Genomic DNA, 17350 nt, shown 5'->3' with positions numbered 1-17350 from the left:
TTCCTCGCGACCTAAGCTGGTTGTCATTTCAAAAGGAAAACAAATGAAGTACGACGACGCCAGCTGGCATTCCGACGGTGATTTTCCTGCCGAGCTTCCGCCCGAGGCCGGTGCAACGCATATCGGTATGTACGTGGCATGGCTCCTACTGCGGGGTATGGCAGGCGAAGAACTGGCCGACGACATGCAGGAGGAGCTGAGATCCTTGACTCGGCGTGCTATGACACCCGGTCAGTTCCTGCTGGTGTGTGATGGCAAGTTCCTTGACGAAATGATCAACGATGAGGCGAACGCATTCACGCTGGAGTACTACCAAGCGGATGACTGCCTGTATCCCGATGACTACATCGAATTGCTCGCAGACGATCTTCCTTCGCTGTACCACGTCGCCGATACCTGGGAAAACTTCGACCGACTGGCACCGGTGATCGCCCAGCGCTTCGCCGCTTGGCAGGCAACACAAACCTGAAAACAACGAGGCCCGGAATGACCGGGCCTCGTTTCATTTCCGCCGGGCATGGCCCGGCGCTACCCGTGGCGGTCAGCCGGAGATGGCCAGGCGCTCGTTGTGGTAGCGGCGCACGGCGGCGAACCACAGCACGGCGGCCAGGCCGAGGCTGGCGCCGAGGTAGATCGCCCAGACCGTCGGGGTGATGGTCTCGTGGCGGATCACCTTCAGCAGCATCTGGTTCTGCGACAGGAACGGCACGGCGTACTGCCACATCTCGCTCTTCAGCGGGTAGGCCACCAGTGCATAGCCAGGCAGCATCGGCAGCAGCATCAGCCAGGTCATGTGGCTCTGCGCTTCCTTCATGCTCTTGGCCGCGGCCGACAGGAAGGTCAGCAGCGAGGTGCCGATCAGCAGCATCGGCAGCATCACCAGCAACATCTGCAGCATCGAGCCGACGTTCATGTTGAACTGGCGGCCGATGTTGCCGGGTGCGATCTGCGCGCTCACCTTGAACGCGACCAGGGTCAGCAGCAGCGACACGAAACCGACCACGCAGGCGGCGGCGATCTTGCCGCTGACGATCGCGCTGCGCGAGCCCGGCGTGGCCAGCAGGGGTTCCAGCGACTGCCGCTCGCGCTCGCCGGCGGTGGCGTCCATCACCAGGTAGGCACCCCCGATGAACGAGGTCAGCGTCAGCAGTACCGGCAGCAGCATCGACAGGATCATGCCGCGCTTGGCTTCGGCACTGGCCAGGTCCTGGCGTGCCACGTCCAGCGGGCGTGCCACCTGTGCATCGATGCCGCGTGCCATCAGGCGCAAGGCACCGACCTGGCCGTTGTAGGTGGCCAGCGCCGCCTCCAGGCGTGCACTGGGTACCTCGGCCGCGCGACGCGTGCTGTCCTTGATCACCTCCACCAGCGCCGGCTTGCCCTCGGCCCAGTCCTTGCCGAAGTCCCCGCTGATGCGCAGCGCCACATCGATATCCTGGCTGCGGATGGCCTCGGCCAGGTCCTTCGGCGCCGGTGCAGCATTGAGGCCCTGTGCGGCGAGGAAGCGCACCAGGTTCGGCGCGTTCTCCGCGCCGATCGTCGGGATCTGCAACGGCTCCTCGATCTGGGTGCGCACCCGGCTCTCGGCCAGCTTGCCCATGCCCAGCAGCAGCACCGGGTACAGCAGCGGCCCGAACAGCAGGGTCAGCAGCAGCGTGCGGCGGTCACGCGACAGGTCGCGCAGTTCCTTGCGCATCACCGTCATCAGGGTCGACATCATGCTCATGCGTGCAGGCCCTCTTCGCTACCGATCAGTTTCACGAACGCGTCCTCAAGGTTGGCTTCACCGGCTTGCGCACGCAGTTCGTCGGCGCTGCCGGCGGCCATCACCGTGCCCTTGGCGATGATCACGATGTGGTCACACAACGCGCCCACCTCCTGCATGATGTGGCTGGACAGGATCACGCAGCGACCCTCTTCGCGCAGGCCCAGCAGGAAGCGGCGCAGCGCGCGCGTGGTCATCACGTCCAGGCCGTTGGTCGGTTCATCAAGGATGACGTTGCGCGGGTCGTGCACCAGCGCGCGGGCGATCGCGGTCTTGGTGCGCTGGCCCTGCGAGAAGCCGTCGGTCTGCCTGTCGAGGATGTCGCCCATGTCCAGCGCGTGCGACAGCACCTCGATGCGTTCGCGGATGCACTCGGCCGACAGGCCATGCAGCTCGCCGAAGTAGGCGATGTTCTCGCGCGCGGTCAGGCGCTTGTAGACGCCGCGCGCATCGGGCAGTACGCCCAGGTGGCGACGTACCTCCACCGGATTGCCGGCGGCGTCGATGCCATCGACGCTGATGCTGCCCTGGTCAGGGGTCATCAGCGTGTAGAGCATGCGCATGGTGGTGGTCTTGCCAGCGCCATTGGGGCCGAGCAGGCCGGTGATCTGCCCATCCCCGGCGCGGAAGCCGACGTTGGCGACGGCCTGGATGCGGCCCGTGCGGGTATCGAAGGCCTTGTGCAGGTTGTCGGCGACGATCATGGTTCCCATCCGTTGAACGAGGTGAACGCCGGCACGTAGCTCAGCGTGTCCAGGCAGCCAGCATCCAGCGCCTTGGCATCGGTCTTGTCGATGAACTGGCCGAGCAGCCGCGGCATGCAGCCGGCGGTCAACGTGCCATGGCCCTGGCCACGGGCGACCAGCGCACGGCCATTGGGCAGGCCCTTGAGCACCTGTGCGGCGTAGCGCGGGGGGGTCACCGGGTCCAGCTCACCGGACAACAGCAGTGCCGGCACGTCGCTGCGCAGCGGCACGGCATCGGTTGCCGGCGCCGGACGGTGCGGCCACACCGGGCAGGCGGCGAAGAAGGCGCTGGCCACTTCGTTGCCGAACAGCCGCTCGGGGTCCTCGGCCGGCGCTTGGTAGCGCGGCGCATCCTCGCTGCAGATCACCGACCACTGCATGCCGCGGTTGATCTGGAAATCCATGCTGCGGTTCGCGCCGCGCGCCAGCGATGCCAACGGGGCATAACGACCGTGCGCGGCTTCATCCAGCACCAGTGGCAGCAGTGAGGAATACTGCGGCACGTAGGAGAAGGCGAAGGCCAGGCCGACCACGCTGTCCGGCGTCAGGACATCCTGCCGCGGTGCGTTGGTACCCGGGTCGCGATACTCGACCGAGACCGGTGCACGGCGCAGGGTGTCGACCACGCTGCGCAGCTGCGCGCGGGTGTCGGTCGGGAAACGCTTGCTGCACGCGGCATCCTTGCGGCACTGCGCCGACTGCAGGGCGATCGCATCCTCGAAGGTGGTCGCGAAGTCGCCACCGACCACCAGCTCGTTCGGTACCACGCCATCGATGACGATGCTGCGGGTGTGCTGCGGATAGGCCCCGGCATAGCGCTGGGCCACGCGGGTACCGTAGGAGCCGCCAACCAGGTTGAGCTGGTCCACACCGAGCGCCGCACGCACCGCGTCCAGATCGGCGATCGCCTCGGTGGTGGTGTAGAAGCGTGCGTCGGCACGCCCCTGCAGCGATGCGGCGCAGCGCTGGGCGTAGTCGCGCAGCGATGCCTCGGAAGGCGCGGCATCCTCGTCCATCTGCAGCGACTTGCCATCTGCGCCCAGGCAGCTGAGCGGGTTGGAGCCGCCGGTGCCGCGCTGGTCGATCAGGAACACGTCGCGCTGCTTGCGCACCTGGCGCAGTGCGGTATCGACGATGACCGCCACCTCGCTGGCCGCCTGGCCGGGGCCGCCGGCCAGGAAGAACACCGGGTCGGGCTGGCTGGCGCCGCTGCTGCCCGATTCCAGCCAGGCGATGCGCAGGCCGATCCGGCGGCCATCGGGCTGGGCCCGGTTCTCCGGCACCTGCAGGGTGGCGCACTGCGCCTCCACGTTGGCGCTGGCGCCTTCGGTGGACAACGTGCAGGGCTGGAAGTCGATCGTGCCGAAGCGGCGGCTGGGTGCATCGCTGGCGCTTCCGGCGGTGGCCGGCGGCGGTTGGCTGCACCCGGCAAGCATCAGGCTGGCCAGCATCCCGGCCAGCGCGAGGTGGTGTCTTTGCATCGTGCTCGTTTCCCCTGGAGGACGTTCCTGTCGACCACGACGGGCTGCCGTGGAAGATGTGACCCAACTTACACGGGCAGCGCGCCGACGGCGATGGGCAATGACGAATCCGCCGCCGACGGCGCGCAGACCTGGCAGTCCCGCGCTCGGCCTTGGCCCGTGCAGGGCGGCATCGGCGGCGGCCCGCAGCACCCCAAGGGCCAGTGTTCCGGCCCGACGGCGATGCGGGGTCTGAAAACGGCGAGCACGGCGACCGGCGCATGCGCACAATCCGCGGACAACCCAAGGAGACGCCCATGCACGCGTGGTACCTCGGCGGCATCGACCACCGCCCTTTCCTGCACCTGTTCGAGATGAGCGACAGCGCGCTCGCCGCGCTCGGCATCCAGCGTCGCTGGGCCGGCGCCAACGGCGGACATCCCTGCCGGATCAGCCTGAGCGATCCCGCGCCTGGCAGCGAGCTGCTCCTGCTGTCCCACGTCCACCTGCCGCTGCATTCGCCGTACCGCGCCGCCGGCCCGATCTTCGTACAGCGCGGCGTGACCCGTTGCGTCCTGCCGCCGGGCGAGGTGCCCCCGTATGTGCAGCGCCGGATGATCTCGATGCGTGCCTATGACCACGCCGCGCTGATGTGCGGTGCCCAGGTCTGCGCGGGCACCGAGGTGGCCGACCACCTGGATGCACTGTTTGCCGACCCGTCGGTGGCGTTCGTGCAGCTGCACAACGCGGCGCATGGCTGTTTCTCGTGCCAGGCAGATCGGGTGGGTACCGGGACTGCGTCGCGTGATCTCCATGACGTGATCGATGCCACGCCGGTCACGTGACGTCCAGCGCATCCGTTCAGCCCTGCGTGAAGCCTGCGGGAAGGGCTTCACATGCGCAGTCACGGATCGGCACTGCGATGGTTCCGTCGCCTGCAGTGCGACTCGATACTCGCCGTGGTGCCGCCGAAAGTCCGCCGCGCAGCGCAGCTCCTGCGGTCACCGTTCCCTTTCGACGACCACAAGGATGCGCCATGTCATTCCGATCCACACCGCTGTTGCTGGCCACCTCGTTCGCCGCTGCGGGCCTGTGCCTGGCCGGCAACGCGTTCGCCCACGGCACGATGACCACGCCGGTCAGCCGCGTCTATGCCTGCTTCCAGGGCAATCCCGAGAACCCGACCAACCCGGCCTGTGCCGCTGCAAAAGCGATTGGCGGTTCGCAGGCGTTCTACGACTGGAACGGCATCAACCAGGCCAACGCCAACGGCAACCATCAGGCCGTGGTGCCCGACGGGAAGCTGTGCAGCGGCAACAACCCGACCTTCCGCGGCCTGGACGTGAACCGCAGTGACTGGCAGACCACGCCGATCCAGGCCGATGCCAATGGAAAGTTCACTTTCGTGTTCAAGGCGACCGCACCACACGCCACGCGCGACTGGCGCTTCTTCGTCACCCGCGAAGGCTGGCAGCCGGGCAGCCCGCTGCGCTGGGCCGACCTGCAGGAGTTCTGCACGCTGGGCAATACGCCGCTGTCGGCCGACGGCACCTACAAGCTTCAGTGCACGTTGCCGCAGCGCACCGGCCAGCATGTGATCTACAACACCTGGCAGCGCTCGGATTCGACCGAGGCGTTCTATACCTGCATGGACGTGCGCTTCCAGGGCGGCGGAGGGACCGCACCGGCACCGCAATGGCAGGACGCCGGCCCGGTCACCGCACGCAGTGAGCTGCCGGTTGGCACGACGCTGGCGCTGCGCGTGTTCAACGCCAACGGCAATGACGTCGAACGTGTGGAGGCCACCCTGGCCAGCGGCCAGACCGCACCCGCGCAGTGGCCGTTGGTGCTCGCCCGCAAGGTCAATGCCAGTGCCCAGCACGCGCGCGTGGGCGTGCTTGCCAATGGCGTGATCACGCCGACCGCCTCGGCCACCGACAACCGCGTGTACCTGAAGGACGGCAACCGCTTCCAGCTCGATACCCAGGTGCCCGACCCGGGTACACCGTCACCGGGCGGTGATTTCGACCACGTGTACCCGGCGGGCATCGGCAGCTATGTGCCGGGCCAGACCGTGGTGAAGGGCAGCGACGGCAAGCTGTACGCCTGCCGCCCGTTCCCGGAAGGTGCATGGTGCAACGTCAACGCCGAGGCGTACCGGCCGGGTGTGGGTGCGGCCTGGCGCGATGCGTGGATTGCATACTGAGACCGGGTACAGGGAACGGTGGCAGAGCGCCGTTCCCTGCATAGCGTGAGACGCACCAGCGCGTGAGTGTGAAGCCGTTCCCATGTGCAACCACGCGATGCTTTTTTCAACGTAATCCGATGGATGCGGGCGGGCGGGATGCCGAGACTTCGCGGGGTTTCACCACCCACAGGAGATCTCCATGCATCTGTCACACCGGACTGTCATCGCGCTGTCTGTGATCGCAGGCATTGCCACCTCTGGCAGCGCGTTCGCCCACGGCACCCTGTCCACACCCGCCAGCCGTGTCTATGCCTGTTACCAGGGCAATCCCGAAAATCCGACCAACCCCGCCTGCGCTGCCGCCAAGGCCATCGGTGGTGCGCAACCGTTCTATGACTGGGCCGGGATCAACCAGGCCGAGGCCAATGGCAATCACCAGGCCGTCGTGCCCGATGGCGAGTTGTGCAGCGGCGGCAACCGCAAGTACCGCGGCCTGGATCTGAACCGCAGTGACTGGCAGACCTCGCCGATCCGTGCCGACGCCCGTGGCCGCTACACGTTCGAGTTCAAGGCGCCGGCCCCGCATGCCACCCGCGAGTGGAAGTTCTATGTCACCCGCGATGGCTGGCAACCGGGCAGCCCGCTGCGCTGGGCCGACCTGCAGGAATTCTGCACGCTGGGCAACGTGCCGGTCTCCGGCGACGTCTACAAGCTGGACTGCCCGCTACCCAAGCGCAGCGGCCAGCACATCATCTACAACACCTGGCAGCGCTCGGATTCGGGCGAGGCGTTCTATACCTGCGCAGACGTGCGCTTCGAGGGGGGCGGTGGTGTGACCCCGCCGCCGCAGTGGCAGGACGCGGGTCCGGTCACTGCCCGTGGTGCGCTGGACGTGGGCACCGTCCTGACCCTGCGGGTCTTCAACGCCCAGGGCAACGATCTGGAAAGCCCGCAGATCACCCTTGCCGCCGGCCAGACCGCTGCGAACCAGTGGCCGCTGGCACTGGCCCACAAGGTCAATGGCACTGCGCAGCAGGCGCGCGTGGGGGTGATGAAGAACGGCGTGATCACGCCCGTCGCCTCGGCTACCGGGAACCGCGTCTATCTGAAGCCAGGCCACCTGTTCCAGCTCGATACCCGCGTGCCGGATCCGGTCGATCCGATCGATCCGCCGCCGGCTGACGACTACGACTTCGTATACCCCGCGGGTATCGGCAGCTACACGCCGGGCCAGACCGTGGTGAAGGGCACCGACGGCAAGCTGTATGCCTGCCGCCCGTTCCCGGAAGGCGCCTGGTGCAACATCAATGCAGAGGCCTACCGCCCGGGTACCGGCTCTGCCTGGCGTGATGCCTGGATCGAGTACTGAAGGCAGGGCACCGGGGGCGGCGTGGGGTCGCCTCCGGTTTCCAGGGTTGCCGGCCAGCGGCCGGCACTACCGGGGTTCGTGGGGTTGCCGGCCAGCGGCCGGCACCAGCCGGACCTATTTGCTGCTGAAGGACTAAATAACAACGGAAAACTTATTTAAAGCATATAAATCAATTACTTATGCTTGAAATAAGACTTTCGACTTATGTGAGCCTTGTCAATTGATCCTCGAGACTCGCACTGCCTTTAGAGCCTTGCAGATCAGATCAGACACCTCAGCTGGAGAGACACCCAGCGCAGATGCCATTTGGCAGAATTCGAGAACGTCTAGACGACGTGATCCAGACTCTATTGAAGAAATGCGCTGTTGGGGCCACCCCAGATGGGCAGCAAGCTGAGTCTGACTGATGCCCAAGATCTCCCGATGCTCCCGAAGCTTTCCGACCAAACGGAGGTACGGGTTCTGATAGATCGTCTTCGTAGCCATCCGGTCCGCCTCAAGGAGCGGATGGAAATCTATGACCGGGGCACGGCATACATGAAAATCATGTAGACGACATCGTGCCGCCTTGGTAGCATCCGGACTGGTTAATTTGCCGGGGATCGAGTGATCTATGGCCGTAGCCAACAGACCCTCCTTCCTTCGTGGCCCGAGCTCGACTCACTTGTCGTATCGCTTGGTCCTTTCTACACCTGCGCCTGGTGTGCGCTTGAACGCTCCACTTCCGTTAGCGCGCCCGTTTCCTCAGACCCTGCTGTCGCCCAGCAACTCCTGCAATTCCTAAAAAGCGCAGGTGTTGTGACCGGTTCCAGTTCAGGCAACGGAGCCGTTAAGCGCTCTCTCTACGAACCGGTCAGTTGGTCCTACGTCGATGACCTGATTCTTCCTGATGACCTTGATGCAGCGCTCAAGGGGATGCTTGATGCTTGGCGCCCGACGCTTGATAAACACGCAAGACTTTGGATCTGGCGCCAGCTAGCGGATCGAGAGGCAAGCGCCTATCTCACATCATTGCTGCGCCGTCACCGTATCGGAGTGCACCGCGTAGATGAAATCCTGAGAAGTCAGGATGAGGAGTGGACTCGTCTGAGCCTGGGGCGGAAACGATACGTGCTCTGGTCATCTGTAAGGGGAGCAGCGAGCCAGTTCCTTAGTAGCGGTGGCAACGAGGACGCCGCACTAGAAGTGCTTTCCCGAGAGATGCGAAGGAGGACGCGCTGGCTGGTAGTAAAGGCGGCCGCGGGTGAACTTCGAAGAACCGACTATTGCTTCCTTCCTGACACAGGTTGGCGACGACCACTGATGATCGATGTAGCGCTGGAAAGCATACTGAAGATAGGCGATGACTACTGGCTTGCAGCTCCATCCTTGGGCGAAATCTAGTCAAAACAGAGGCCCTCGATTACCCACTTCCCTGGCTCAGCTGAACCAAGAATCACGAGACTTGATAGATGCGTCCAATCATTCTTGCACTGGACCTTGAGGGAACACTTATCTCCAATGCCGTCAGTCAAATACCCCGACCCGGCCTGATGGAGTTCCTAAACTATGCCAGCAGCACCTTCAATCGGATCGTCATGTTCACCTCTGTACCCCAAAAGGTTGTTGCAGAGATTACATCCCTCTTGGTGCTGGAGGGACGCGCTCCCGAATGGTCTCAACATCTCCCATACATCGAATGGGACGGTCCGACGAAGGACCTTCGATTCGTTTCGGCAGAACTTGGCGAGGCACTGTTGCTGGATGATCACGGGGCCTACGTGCATCCCGGCCAACACTTCCTCTGGATTGAAGCCCCTCTCTTCGCTGCACCATATTCTGATGGAGACGAGGGGCTGCAGCTGGTGATCCAGCGTCTTGAGGAGCGCCTCAATCCAGGCAGCACAAAGCCCAAGGCGCGGCCTTAGTGGATGGAGTGTGCCGTGGATGCAATCTTCGGACGCCGCAGTGAGACACCGCCAGCCCCCAATACTCGAGGATTCTGTGCACAGAACTAGCTTGTCTCATCCGTTGCAGATTGCGGGACTTTCCGTCGGTGCCAACGGAGGAACCATAGGCGTTACCTTTGCCCCCGGTAAGCATCAGAAAGTTGCAATGACGGGCTCGTGGTGTAGAGATCTCGAGCTCGATCTAGCGTCCGTCTCAGCTTGGGGATGTCGCCATCTGCTTTCCTTGATTGAACCGTGGGAGTTCGACGATCTCGGGATAGGGTCGCTACCCGAACGCGCGCGCGCTCATGGCCTGCACTGGCATGGTCTTCCGATTCGTGATGGAGAAGCGCCGGATCCTCAGTTCTTGGACGAGTGGACACGACTAGGCCCCGTCCTCACTGACGATTTGCTCCGCGGTGACAAAGTAGTCGTTCATTGCAAAGGAGGGCTTGGCAGAGCGGGCACCGTGGCTTCGATGCTACTGCTCGAGAGCAGATCATGCCTAAGCGCTGAAGAAGCTATGGCCAGAGTTCGGAGTGCTCGTCCCGGAGCCGTGGAAACGGCGGAGCAAGAGCGCTTCCTTCTTCACTGGGCTTCTCGGATGCTCTAGAACCGTGTGCGCTGAAGCATCCGTTCTGAACTCTTGACACGGCACTAATCACGTCCAGACCTGTGAACCTCCCAGTGCCGGATCAGCTTCGCCCCGGTGCTCATCGGTGAATCTGAGAACCCGCGGGGAGGTCAGCAATCAGAGGTTTGAGGGGATCTCCCCACGGCAGGCGTATAAGTAGGGAAGGATGAGGAGATCTCCACATGAATGATCTAGACGATTGGCTGTCCAGAGCCTCGGCAGCTACAAGGCCAGACGGCCATGATCGGGCCACCGATAGCCTGGTCCGACGCCTGTCCCAGGAAGCTTCCCCTTCGCAATGGGCCGGTAAGCGAGAGTTCCGCCGGGCACTCGCATGCGCGGCGCTCGCGGCGGTGCTTACCTGCGGAGGAGTAGGCTCCGCCTTCTTTGTCACCCAGGCACCCTCGCGCCCGACATGGGTCGCGGCCCCAGCTTCCATGTCCCCATACGCTCTACTGGTGGAACGCTGATGGCAATCGGACCCCTCATGAGGCTGCCGCTGGCAACAATCGCTGGCGCCATCATTGGCGTAGTGTGCGCGCTGGCTATCGGCTGGATCTGGCACTCGCTCAATCCTGGGCACAGCGATCTCCATGAACGCCTTCACGCCGTGGTGCCTCTGGACGACTCGGAGAAGCAGATCCTCCAGGCCAAGGAACAGCTGTTCGCAACAAGGCGAGGTGAGATCGAAGCGCGCCTGCGGATTGCCAACCGCCAGCTGGCGGACGCCATCGCGGCTGACCCCAAATGGAACCCCCAGGTGGAACGTGCAAGTCGTGAGGTGGAGCGGGCTGCGGGCGATCTCCAGCGCATCACGCTCGAGCATGTGTTCGAGATGCGCGAGGGCTTGAAACCCGAGCACCGGCCGGCCTACGACAAGGCACTCCTTGAAGCACTTCGCACCGACTCTCCCTGAGCCCCACAAACGTTGTGACCATCGAGGACGACAACAACTGGGCAGTTGAAGCTGCGGCGGGTGATGCTGAGGCCTTCGCTCGCCTGGTCCGCCGTCACTCGCCAGCAATCAAGCAGATGGTTCGAGGCATGGGTCTGCCCGAAACCGACGTCGATGATGTCGTGCAGGAGACATTCGTTGCCGCTTGGCGAGGCCTGTCAGAGTACGATCCGACGCGCTCGGTACTTCCTTGGCTGATGCGTATTGGAATCAACAAGGTTCGTGATACGCAACGGTTTCGACGCGTCCGCCACTTCCTGTTTCGGGCCAAGCCTTTGGATGATGAGGAAGGACGCGCCCTGCATTCCGAGCAGGCCGGGCCAGAGCAGGTTGCCGGTTCTCAGCTTGAGCTCGCAGAAGTAAGAAGGGTTCTCAACACGATCGACCCGAGCCTGCGTGAAGCTCTGGTTCTGACTGCCTTCGTCGGCCTTTCCCAGGTTGAAGCAGCTTCCGCCCTGGGTATCAGTCTCAAAACGATAGAGGGTCGCGTCCTGAGAGCGCGGGCCAAACTGACAGATGCACTGAGCCGCGGGAAATAAATTTTCGCCGGATTCGAGGGGAAGGCCGCGCAGGCCGCGTAGTGCAGAAAGACGGCCGAGATTGCGGCCCCACTGCACCGGATCCTCATGAAACCATCATTGCTTGCCCTGACGGTGATGCTGGCCCTGACCAGTATCTCTGCGGCCTATGCCTCGGACGCCCCGAACTTCAGCGCGTTGCTCGAGCAGAGCAGGGCCCAATCCCCCTTCCTTCAGGAAAAGGGGTTCGACACAGCTGCCGCTGCGGGCGAAGCCCGCCAAGCGCGAGCGCTACGTAACCCCACCATTGATGCCCTCGCAGAGAATCTCAACGCTCCCCCCAGCAATGGCGCGAGCCAGCGGCAGACGACCTACACCATCAGCCAGCCACTCGAGATCTTTGGCCAACGTGGGGCTCGAATCCAGGCGGGAGAGAAAGGGCTGCAGGCGGCCGAAGCTCGCCAGCACCAGGCGCAAGTCGAATTCGCCGCAGCCTTGGCTGTTGCCTACGCGTCTTCCGAAGCTGGGCTGATACGGCGCGACATTGCTGCCGAAGATGTTGATCGCGCCAGAGGCGACCTGAAGGCAGCTCAGGCGCTGGTTGACGCAGGAAAGGAGGCCAGCCTGCGCGTAGCACAAGCCCAGGCAGGCTTGAGCTCAGCAGAAGCGATTGCCGCCTCAAGAGAGGCAGAGGCGGCTGCAGCTCTCGAGCAACTGTCAGTACTGGCGGGAAGAGCGGAACCCTACTCAGGCACGTCCGAGTCACTCCTGGTGCGCGAGTGGGTTGCGCCCGCAATTGCGAACGTCGATTCGGCATCTGTCCTGTCTGCGAAGGCAGACGTCGACGCGAGCGATGCGGTTCTGCGCACTGAACGCTTCAAGCGGGCACCGGACCTGAACCTCACCGCAGGCCGTCGCAACTTCGCCGCCGGTGGGGACGCATTGGTCGTCGGCGTGTCTCTGAGCATCCCATTGTTTGACCGGAACAGTGGCGGGATCAGCGCGGCTCGAGCACGGAGCGACGCCGCCCGTGCTCGATTGGATGCCGCACGCCTCCAGAGCCAGGCGGACCGTGCGACTGCGCTTGCGCGTGTTGACGCCGCCAAGCGAGGACTGATCGCTGCCTCCAAGGGAGAGGAAGCAGCCACGGAAGCCTACCGAATGGCGCGCTTGGGATACGAGGCCGGTAGAACCCCACTGGTTGAGCTGCTGCTTAGCCGTCGCACGCTGACGGACGCGAGGCTGAGCGTGGTGGATGCACGACTCGCACGCGTTGCCGCCTACGCATCGCTCGCCGTGGCCAGCGGTCAGATTGCCTTTGGAGACATGTAGATGAAGAGAAGTATTCCGGCTGTTAACACCCTGACGATGATCGGCGTGGCTACCTTGGCGCTTGGCGCAGGATTTGGCATTGCACGCTTATCCGCCCCTTCAGAGACGGTGGTCGACCCCGCGAAAGACGAAGCCAGCGCCAGTGCGCCGGCGGAGGCGGCTCAGGAAGTCGCGATTCCCAAGGAGTATGTTGCCGCTGCGGGGATCTCGGTGGAGCCCGTCACTTCCGCTCAGGTAGCGGCGAACATCACCGCATCGGGTTCGGTCGTGGCAATCCCCGGTGGTGAGGCCGTCGTGGTGGCACGTGCGGCCGGTAACGTCACCGATGTCATCCGGCAGGTGGGCGACAAGGTGAAGAAGGGCGAAGTGCTGGCACGCGTAGCCAGCCCTGATGGGGCCCGTATTGCGGCTGACCTTCGTGTGGCCAGCGCCAGCCTCTCCCTCGCCGAAAAGAACGTCAAGCGCGATGAGTCGTTGCTCGCACAGGGCGTGTTGGCACGACAAGAGGCCGAGGCGAGTCGCGCCGCTTATCTCACAGCGCAAGCAGAAGCACAACGCGCTGCCCTGGTGGCACGCACCGCCAATGTGGATGGAGGAGGTAGCGTCAACGTCATCAGCCCTATCGATGGAACCATCAGCAGCTCGCAAGTGACTCTGGGCGCTTTCGTCGAGCCGCAGGCCTCCCTCTATAGGGTCACAGGTTCCAATGGCGCGGAGATTCAGGCCTCCGTTCGTGCGGGTGACACCGGTCGGATCAAGGCCGGCGACAGCGCGTCCATTACCCGCTCCGACGGAAGCGTCACCTCAGGCAAGGTCCGTTCAGTTGCTGCCGCCGTAGGTGGGCTGACAAGGGCTGCCACAGTCGTAATCACCCCGAGCGCAGAGGCGAACGGATTGGTTGTGGGTGACGGTGTGCAGGTCCGGCTGGTCACCGCTTCCGGATCGGGTGAGGGGCTGTCTGTCTCGGAAGAGGCGGTCCAGAACATCGACGGAAAAGACGTCCTCTTCGTCAGAACCAGTAAGGGGTTCACTGCACAGCCGGTCTTCATTGGCCTCCGTAGCGGTGGTATGGCGCAGATCCTTTCTGGCGTCACTGCGGGAACCCCGGTTGCTACCCGTAATGCGTTTCTGGTGAAGGCCGAGATGAAAAAGTCGGGCGGAGACGAGTAATGATCGAGCAAGTACTTACGGGTGCCGTACGGCACCGCTGGCTGGTTCTGTTCATCACACTGGTGATTGCGGTGATCGGCGGGTGGCAACTGAACCTGCTACCGATCGACGTGACTCCGGATATCACGAACAAGCAGGTCCAGATCAACACCGTCATCCCGACGCTGAGTCCAGTGGAGGTCGAGAAGCGCGTTACCTACCCGATCGAGACCGCGATGGCAGGACTTCGGGGCGTCGCGAACACCCGGTCGTTCTCGCGCAACGGCTTCAGCCAGGTCACGGTGATCTTCGATGAGAGCGCAGACCTCTACTTCATGCGCCAACAGGTCACCGAGCGACTGACTCAGGCTCGGCCCCAGTTGCCGGAGGGTGCCGAACCGCTGATGGGCCCGGTTTCGACCGGGTTGGGCGAAGTATTCCACTACAGCGTTGAATTCACCCACCCAGATGGCAAAGATGCCCCGCGAAATGATGGTAAGCCTGGCTGGCAAAGCGACGGTTCGTTCCTGACTGATCAGGGGGAACGGCTGACGGACAACATGGCACGTCTGGCCTACTTGCGCACAGTCCAGGACTGGATTGTGCGGCCTCAGCTGCGCACGACGCCGGGCGTAGCAGACGTCGACAGCCTCGGCGGCTACGTCAAGGAGTATGTCGTTGAGCCCAATGCGAGCAAGCTCGCAGAGTACGGGTTCTCCTATACCGACCTAGCCGACGCGTTGCAGGATGCCAACCTGTCGGTCGGAGCAGACTACATCCAGAGGTCGGGCGAGTCCTATCTGGTGCGCGCAGACGCCCGCATCCGCTCCGTGGACGAGATTGCCCGTGCCGTTGTGGGCGATCGCAACGGAGTTCCCGTAACAGTGGGAGACGTCGCACGTGTGGTCGTTGACGGTGAGCTCCGCCGCGGTGCCGCCAGCCGCAATGGCTACGAGACCGTCGTTGGCAGCGCACTCATGCTGGTTGGCGCCAACAGCCGAACTGTGGCGGCCGCAGTGGGTGACAAGCTGCAGGAGATCGGCAAGACCATGCCGCCGGGCGTGAGGATTGTTCCCACGCTGGACCGATCCCAGCTGGTTGTCGCAACGATCAAGACCGTCGCCAAGAACCTGGCCGAAGGCGCTCTTCTAGTCGTGGTCATCCTATTTGCATTGCTCGGAAACTGGCGAGCTGCTGTCATTGCTGCATTGGTGATTCCGTTGTCCCTGCTGATCACCGCGATCGGCATGAACAAGCTCGGGATCTCTGGCAACCTGATGAGTCTGGGTGCGCTCGACTTTGGCCTGATCATCGACGGCGCGGTCATCATCGTCGAGAACGCGCTGCGCCGTTTGGCAGAGCGACAGCATGCACTTGGGCGCCCACTCAATCTATCGGAGCGGCTGCATGAAACGATCGCCTCGTCCAAGGAGATGGTCCGCCCGACCGTGTATGGGCAGGCGGTCATCTTCCTGGTCTTCGTGCCATGCCTGACCTTCCAGGGCGTCGAGGGAAAGATGTTCTCCCCGATGGTAATTACCCTGATGCTGGCGCTGGCCTCTGCATTCGTGCTCTCCCTCACTTTCGTTCCGGCGATGGTGGCGGTCATGCTCAAGGGCCACATTTCCGAGAAAGAAGTACGGGTAGTCGCTGCCACCAAGAGCCGCTATCAGCCGATGCTTCGCAGCGCAATCCGCCAACCCATGCCCTACCTGGCCGGTGGTCTTGGCGTCCTGGTGGCCGGCGTTGTGGCCTTTGGCTTTGTGGGTCGGGAGTTCATGCCCACATTGGATGAGCAGAATCTCAACCTGTCCTCCGTTCGCATCCCGTCCACATCGATCGAGCAGTCCGTCGCCATCGACCTTCCTCTTGAGAAGGCACTGATGACGTTGCCGGAGGTACAGACGGTGTACTCCAAGGCCGGTACCGCAAGCCTGGCCGCAGATCCCATGCCGCCCAACGCGTCCGACAACTACGTGATCCTCAAGCCCAAGGACCAATGGCCGGATGGAGTGAAGACCAAAGAGCAGGTGATCGAGAGGATTCGAGAGAAGACAGCCTTTCTTGTTGGTAACAACTATGACGCCACCCAGCCCATCGAGATGCGCTTCAATGAGCTGATCGGCGGCGTTCGTAGCGACGTTGCAGTCAAGATCTATGGCGAAGACCTGACGGCGCTTGCCGGCAGCGCTGACAAGATTGCGAGCGTCCTCAAGAAGATTCCGGGCGCATCGGATGTCCGTGTGGCGCAAACGGGAGGCTTCCCGACCTTTGACATGGCATTCGACCGGGCCGCGATCGCCCGTTACGGACTGACCGTCAAGGAAGTGGCCGACACAGTGTCTGCTGCGCTGGCAGGTCGCATGGCGGGCCAGATCTTCGAAGGTGATCGGCGCTTCGACGTAGTGGTTCGTCTGCCCCGTGTGGACCGCAGCGATCTCGATGTACTGGGAGCCGTTCCGGTCATGCTGCCGCCAGGCAGTCAGGAAGGCCGTCAGTCTGTTCCGCTTCGTGAATTGGTCAGCTTCCGCTTCACGCAGGGTCTGAACGAAGTCAGCCGCGACAATGGCAAACGTCGAATCTATGTGGAAGCGAATGTGGTCGGGCGTGACCTGGGTAGCTTCGTTGACGACGCCAAGGCGGCTATTGGCCAGCAGGTGCAGTTGCCCACCGGTTCCTGGATCGAATGGGGCGGGCAGTTCCAAAATCTGCAGGCAGCAACGAAGCGACTGGCGATCATTGTGCCTCTCTGCTTCATCCTCATTGCGGCCGTCCTCTACATGGCGATTGGCAACGGTTTGCTGACAGGTACGGTACTGACTGCAGTGCCACTTGCTCTGGCCGGTGGATTCTTCGCATTGGCGTTGAGAGGAATCCCCTTCTCGATCTCAGCCGCTGTGGGCTTCATCGCGGTATCTGGTGTCGCGGTGCTCAACGGCCTGGTTCTGATCTCCGCGATCAAGAAACGCCTGCACGAGGGGCTTCCGCCAGATGAGGCGGTCGAACTGGGTGCAATGGAGCGCGTCAGACCGGTTCTTATGACCGCGCTGGTTGCCTCCCTGGGCTTCGTCCCGATGGCGATTGCAACGGGTACGGGCGCCGAAGTGCAGAAGCCACTGGCTACAGTGGTTATCGGGGGTCTTGCCACGGCAACCGTACTGACGCTGTTCGTGCTGCCTGCGCTGTGCGGGCTGGTACTCCGAAGAACTGCGCGCAGGAAGGCCGCGGGCATTGAAGACCCCCTGCCGGTACCCGAAGTCGATTGAGCACAAGCCCCTTCCACGGCTTCACGTCCTGCCCTACGGA

Annotated in this window: 17 protein-coding genes; 13 read left to right on the top strand and 4 right to left on the bottom strand. The window is 63.3% G+C overall.

What is annotated here, in order from left to right; all coding sequences use genetic code 11:
* Positions 1-43: 43 nt before the first annotated feature.
* Complete coding sequence (locus tag VG556_RS11345) at positions 44-469, top strand: hypothetical protein (RefSeq protein ID WP_049404908.1); 426 nt, start codon at positions 44-46, stop codon at positions 467-469.
* A 72-nt stretch (positions 470-541) separates the two neighbouring features.
* Here the strand turns inward: VG556_RS11345 and VG556_RS11340 are convergent, their stop codons facing one another.
* The 3 genes from VG556_RS11340 to VG556_RS11330 are packed head-to-tail and all read right to left on the bottom strand — an operon-like array spanning position 542 to position 3992.
* Positions 542-1726, bottom strand: a complete 1185-nt coding sequence (locus VG556_RS11340; protein WP_049404907.1) for an ABC transporter permease — start codon at positions 1724-1726, stop codon at positions 542-544.
* Positions 1723-2469: an ATP-binding cassette domain-containing protein gene (locus tag VG556_RS11335; RefSeq protein ID WP_100450774.1), complete on the bottom strand. Its 747-nt coding sequence runs from the start codon at positions 2467-2469 to the stop codon at positions 1723-1725. Before VG556_RS11335 ends, VG556_RS11340 begins: the two co-directional genes overlap by 4 nt.
* Positions 2466-3992 carry an alpha/beta hydrolase gene (locus tag VG556_RS11330; protein ID WP_100450775.1) on the bottom strand — a complete coding sequence of 509 codons (1527 nt, stop codon included), beginning with the start codon at positions 3990-3992 and terminating at the stop codon, positions 2466-2468. Before VG556_RS11330 ends, VG556_RS11335 begins: the two co-directional genes overlap by 4 nt.
* A 296-nt stretch (positions 3993-4288) precedes the next feature.
* On the opposite strand from VG556_RS11330, the gene VG556_RS11325 reads away from it, so the two are divergent.
* The 3 genes from VG556_RS11325 to VG556_RS11315 all read left to right on the top strand — a co-directional run bounded on the left by VG556_RS11325 (position 4289) and on the right by VG556_RS11315 (position 7528).
* A complete protein-coding gene (locus tag VG556_RS11325) occupies positions 4289-4816 on the top strand; it encodes a DUF1203 domain-containing protein (RefSeq protein WP_100450776.1) in 528 nt (175 codons plus the stop codon).
* 191 nt (positions 4817-5007) lie between these two features.
* A complete protein-coding gene (locus VG556_RS11320; RefSeq protein ID WP_032959046.1) occupies positions 5008-6177 on the top strand; it encodes a lytic polysaccharide monooxygenase in 1170 nt (389 codons plus the stop codon).
* 181 nt (positions 6178-6358) lie between these two features.
* The gene (locus tag VG556_RS11315) at positions 6359-7528 is read left to right on the top strand and encodes a lytic polysaccharide monooxygenase (protein WP_049404905.1); all 1170 of its coding nucleotides are present in this window, start codon (positions 6359-6361) and stop codon (positions 7526-7528) included.
* 216 nt (positions 7529-7744) lie between these two features.
* On the opposite strand, the gene VG556_RS11310 is transcribed toward VG556_RS11315, so the two are convergent.
* On the bottom strand, positions 7745-8014 hold the full coding sequence (locus VG556_RS11310; protein ID WP_075075810.1) for a helix-turn-helix domain-containing protein: 270 nt from the start codon (positions 8012-8014) through the stop codon (positions 7745-7747).
* 312 nt (positions 8015-8326) lie between these two features.
* Between VG556_RS11310 and VG556_RS11305 the strand changes: the two genes are divergently transcribed.
* The 9 genes from VG556_RS11305 to VG556_RS11265 all read left to right on the top strand — a co-directional run bounded on the left by VG556_RS11305 (position 8327) and on the right by VG556_RS11265 (position 17310).
* Positions 8327-8911 (top strand): hypothetical protein, encoded by a 585-nt coding sequence (locus VG556_RS11305; protein WP_141097639.1) that lies wholly within the window; start codon positions 8327-8329, stop codon positions 8909-8911.
* Between the two features lie 68 nt (positions 8912-8979).
* Positions 8980-9435, top strand: coding sequence for an NIF family HAD-type phosphatase (locus VG556_RS11300; RefSeq protein ID WP_032961321.1), 456 nt, complete (start codon positions 8980-8982; stop codon positions 9433-9435).
* 19 nt (positions 9436-9454) lie between these two features.
* Positions 9455-10069 carry a cyclin-dependent kinase inhibitor 3 family protein gene (locus tag VG556_RS11295; RefSeq protein ID WP_162838411.1) on the top strand — a complete coding sequence of 205 codons (615 nt, stop codon included), beginning with the start codon at positions 9455-9457 and terminating at the stop codon, positions 10067-10069.
* Between the two features lie 203 nt (positions 10070-10272).
* Positions 10273-10560: a CnrY/NccY family anti-sigma factor gene (locus tag VG556_RS11290; protein ID WP_133308083.1), complete on the top strand. Its 288-nt coding sequence runs from the start codon at positions 10273-10275 to the stop codon at positions 10558-10560.
* 17 nt (positions 10561-10577) lie between these two features.
* Positions 10578-11006 (top strand): periplasmic heavy metal sensor, encoded by a 429-nt coding sequence (locus tag VG556_RS11285; protein WP_087786541.1) that lies wholly within the window; start codon positions 10578-10580, stop codon positions 11004-11006.
* Positions 11007-11020: 14 nt separating this feature from the next.
* Complete coding sequence (locus VG556_RS11280) at positions 11021-11584, top strand: RNA polymerase sigma factor (RefSeq protein WP_049400889.1); 564 nt, start codon at positions 11021-11023, stop codon at positions 11582-11584.
* An 87-nt stretch (positions 11585-11671) separates the two neighbouring features.
* Positions 11672-12895 carry a TolC family protein gene (locus VG556_RS11275; protein WP_008266451.1) on the top strand — a complete coding sequence of 408 codons (1224 nt, stop codon included), beginning with the start codon at positions 11672-11674 and terminating at the stop codon, positions 12893-12895.
* Positions 12896-14065 carry an efflux RND transporter periplasmic adaptor subunit gene (locus VG556_RS11270; protein ID WP_111144191.1) on the top strand — a complete coding sequence of 390 codons (1170 nt, stop codon included), beginning with the start codon at positions 12896-12898 and terminating at the stop codon, positions 14063-14065.
* Positions 14065-17310 carry a CusA/CzcA family heavy metal efflux RND transporter gene (locus VG556_RS11265; protein WP_423179987.1) on the top strand — a complete coding sequence of 1082 codons (3246 nt, stop codon included), beginning with the start codon at positions 14065-14067 and terminating at the stop codon, positions 17308-17310. The genes VG556_RS11270 and VG556_RS11265 overlap by 1 nt, the downstream gene beginning before the upstream one ends.
* The last annotated feature ends 40 nt before the right edge of the window (positions 17311-17350 follow it).

The sequence above is a fragment of the Stenotrophomonas sp. CASM106 genome, assembly GCF_049384825.1.
Classification (GTDB): Bacteria; Pseudomonadota; Gammaproteobacteria; order Xanthomonadales; family Xanthomonadaceae; genus Stenotrophomonas; species Stenotrophomonas muris.
This window is presented reverse-complemented; position numbering and strand designations above follow the sequence as displayed.

Excerpts from the sequence above, each read along its gene's own strand:
- VG556_RS11270 (WP_111144191.1), top strand. The coding sequence starts at position 12,896 with ATGAAGAGAAGTATTCCGGCTGTTAACACCCTGACGATGATCGGCGTG.
- VG556_RS11340 (WP_049404907.1), bottom strand. The coding sequence starts at position 1,726 with ATGAGCATGATGTCGACCCTGATGACGGTGATGCGCAAGGAACTGCGC.
- VG556_RS11285 (WP_087786541.1), top strand. The coding sequence starts at position 10,578 with ATGAGGCTGCCGCTGGCAACAATCGCTGGCGCCATCATTGGCGTAGTG.
- VG556_RS11315 (WP_049404905.1), top strand. The coding sequence starts at position 6,359 with ATGCATCTGTCACACCGGACTGTCATCGCGCTGTCTGTGATCGCAGGC.
- VG556_RS11345 (WP_049404908.1), top strand. The coding sequence starts at position 44 with ATGAAGTACGACGACGCCAGCTGGCATTCCGACGGTGATTTTCCTGCC.
- VG556_RS11325 (WP_100450776.1), top strand. The coding sequence starts at position 4,289 with ATGCACGCGTGGTACCTCGGCGGCATCGACCACCGCCCTTTCCTGCAC.
- VG556_RS11330 (WP_100450775.1), bottom strand. The coding sequence starts at position 3,992 with ATGCAAAGACACCACCTCGCGCTGGCCGGGATGCTGGCCAGCCTGATG.
- VG556_RS11275 (WP_008266451.1), top strand. The coding sequence starts at position 11,672 with ATGAAACCATCATTGCTTGCCCTGACGGTGATGCTGGCCCTGACCAGT.
- VG556_RS11290 (WP_133308083.1), top strand. The coding sequence starts at position 10,273 with ATGAATGATCTAGACGATTGGCTGTCCAGAGCCTCGGCAGCTACAAGG.
- VG556_RS11265 (WP_423179987.1), top strand. The coding sequence starts at position 14,065 with ATGATCGAGCAAGTACTTACGGGTGCCGTACGGCACCGCTGGCTGGTT.
- VG556_RS11335 (WP_100450774.1), bottom strand. The coding sequence starts at position 2,469 with ATGATCGTCGCCGACAACCTGCACAAGGCCTTCGATACCCGCACGGGC.
- VG556_RS11320 (WP_032959046.1), top strand. The coding sequence starts at position 5,008 with ATGTCATTCCGATCCACACCGCTGTTGCTGGCCACCTCGTTCGCCGCT.
- VG556_RS11295 (WP_162838411.1), top strand. The coding sequence starts at position 9,455 with ATGCAATCTTCGGACGCCGCAGTGAGACACCGCCAGCCCCCAATACTC.
- VG556_RS11310 (WP_075075810.1), bottom strand. The coding sequence starts at position 8,014 with ATGGCTACGAAGACGATCTATCAGAACCCGTACCTCCGTTTGGTCGGA.
- VG556_RS11300 (WP_032961321.1), top strand. The coding sequence starts at position 8,980 with ATGCGTCCAATCATTCTTGCACTGGACCTTGAGGGAACACTTATCTCC.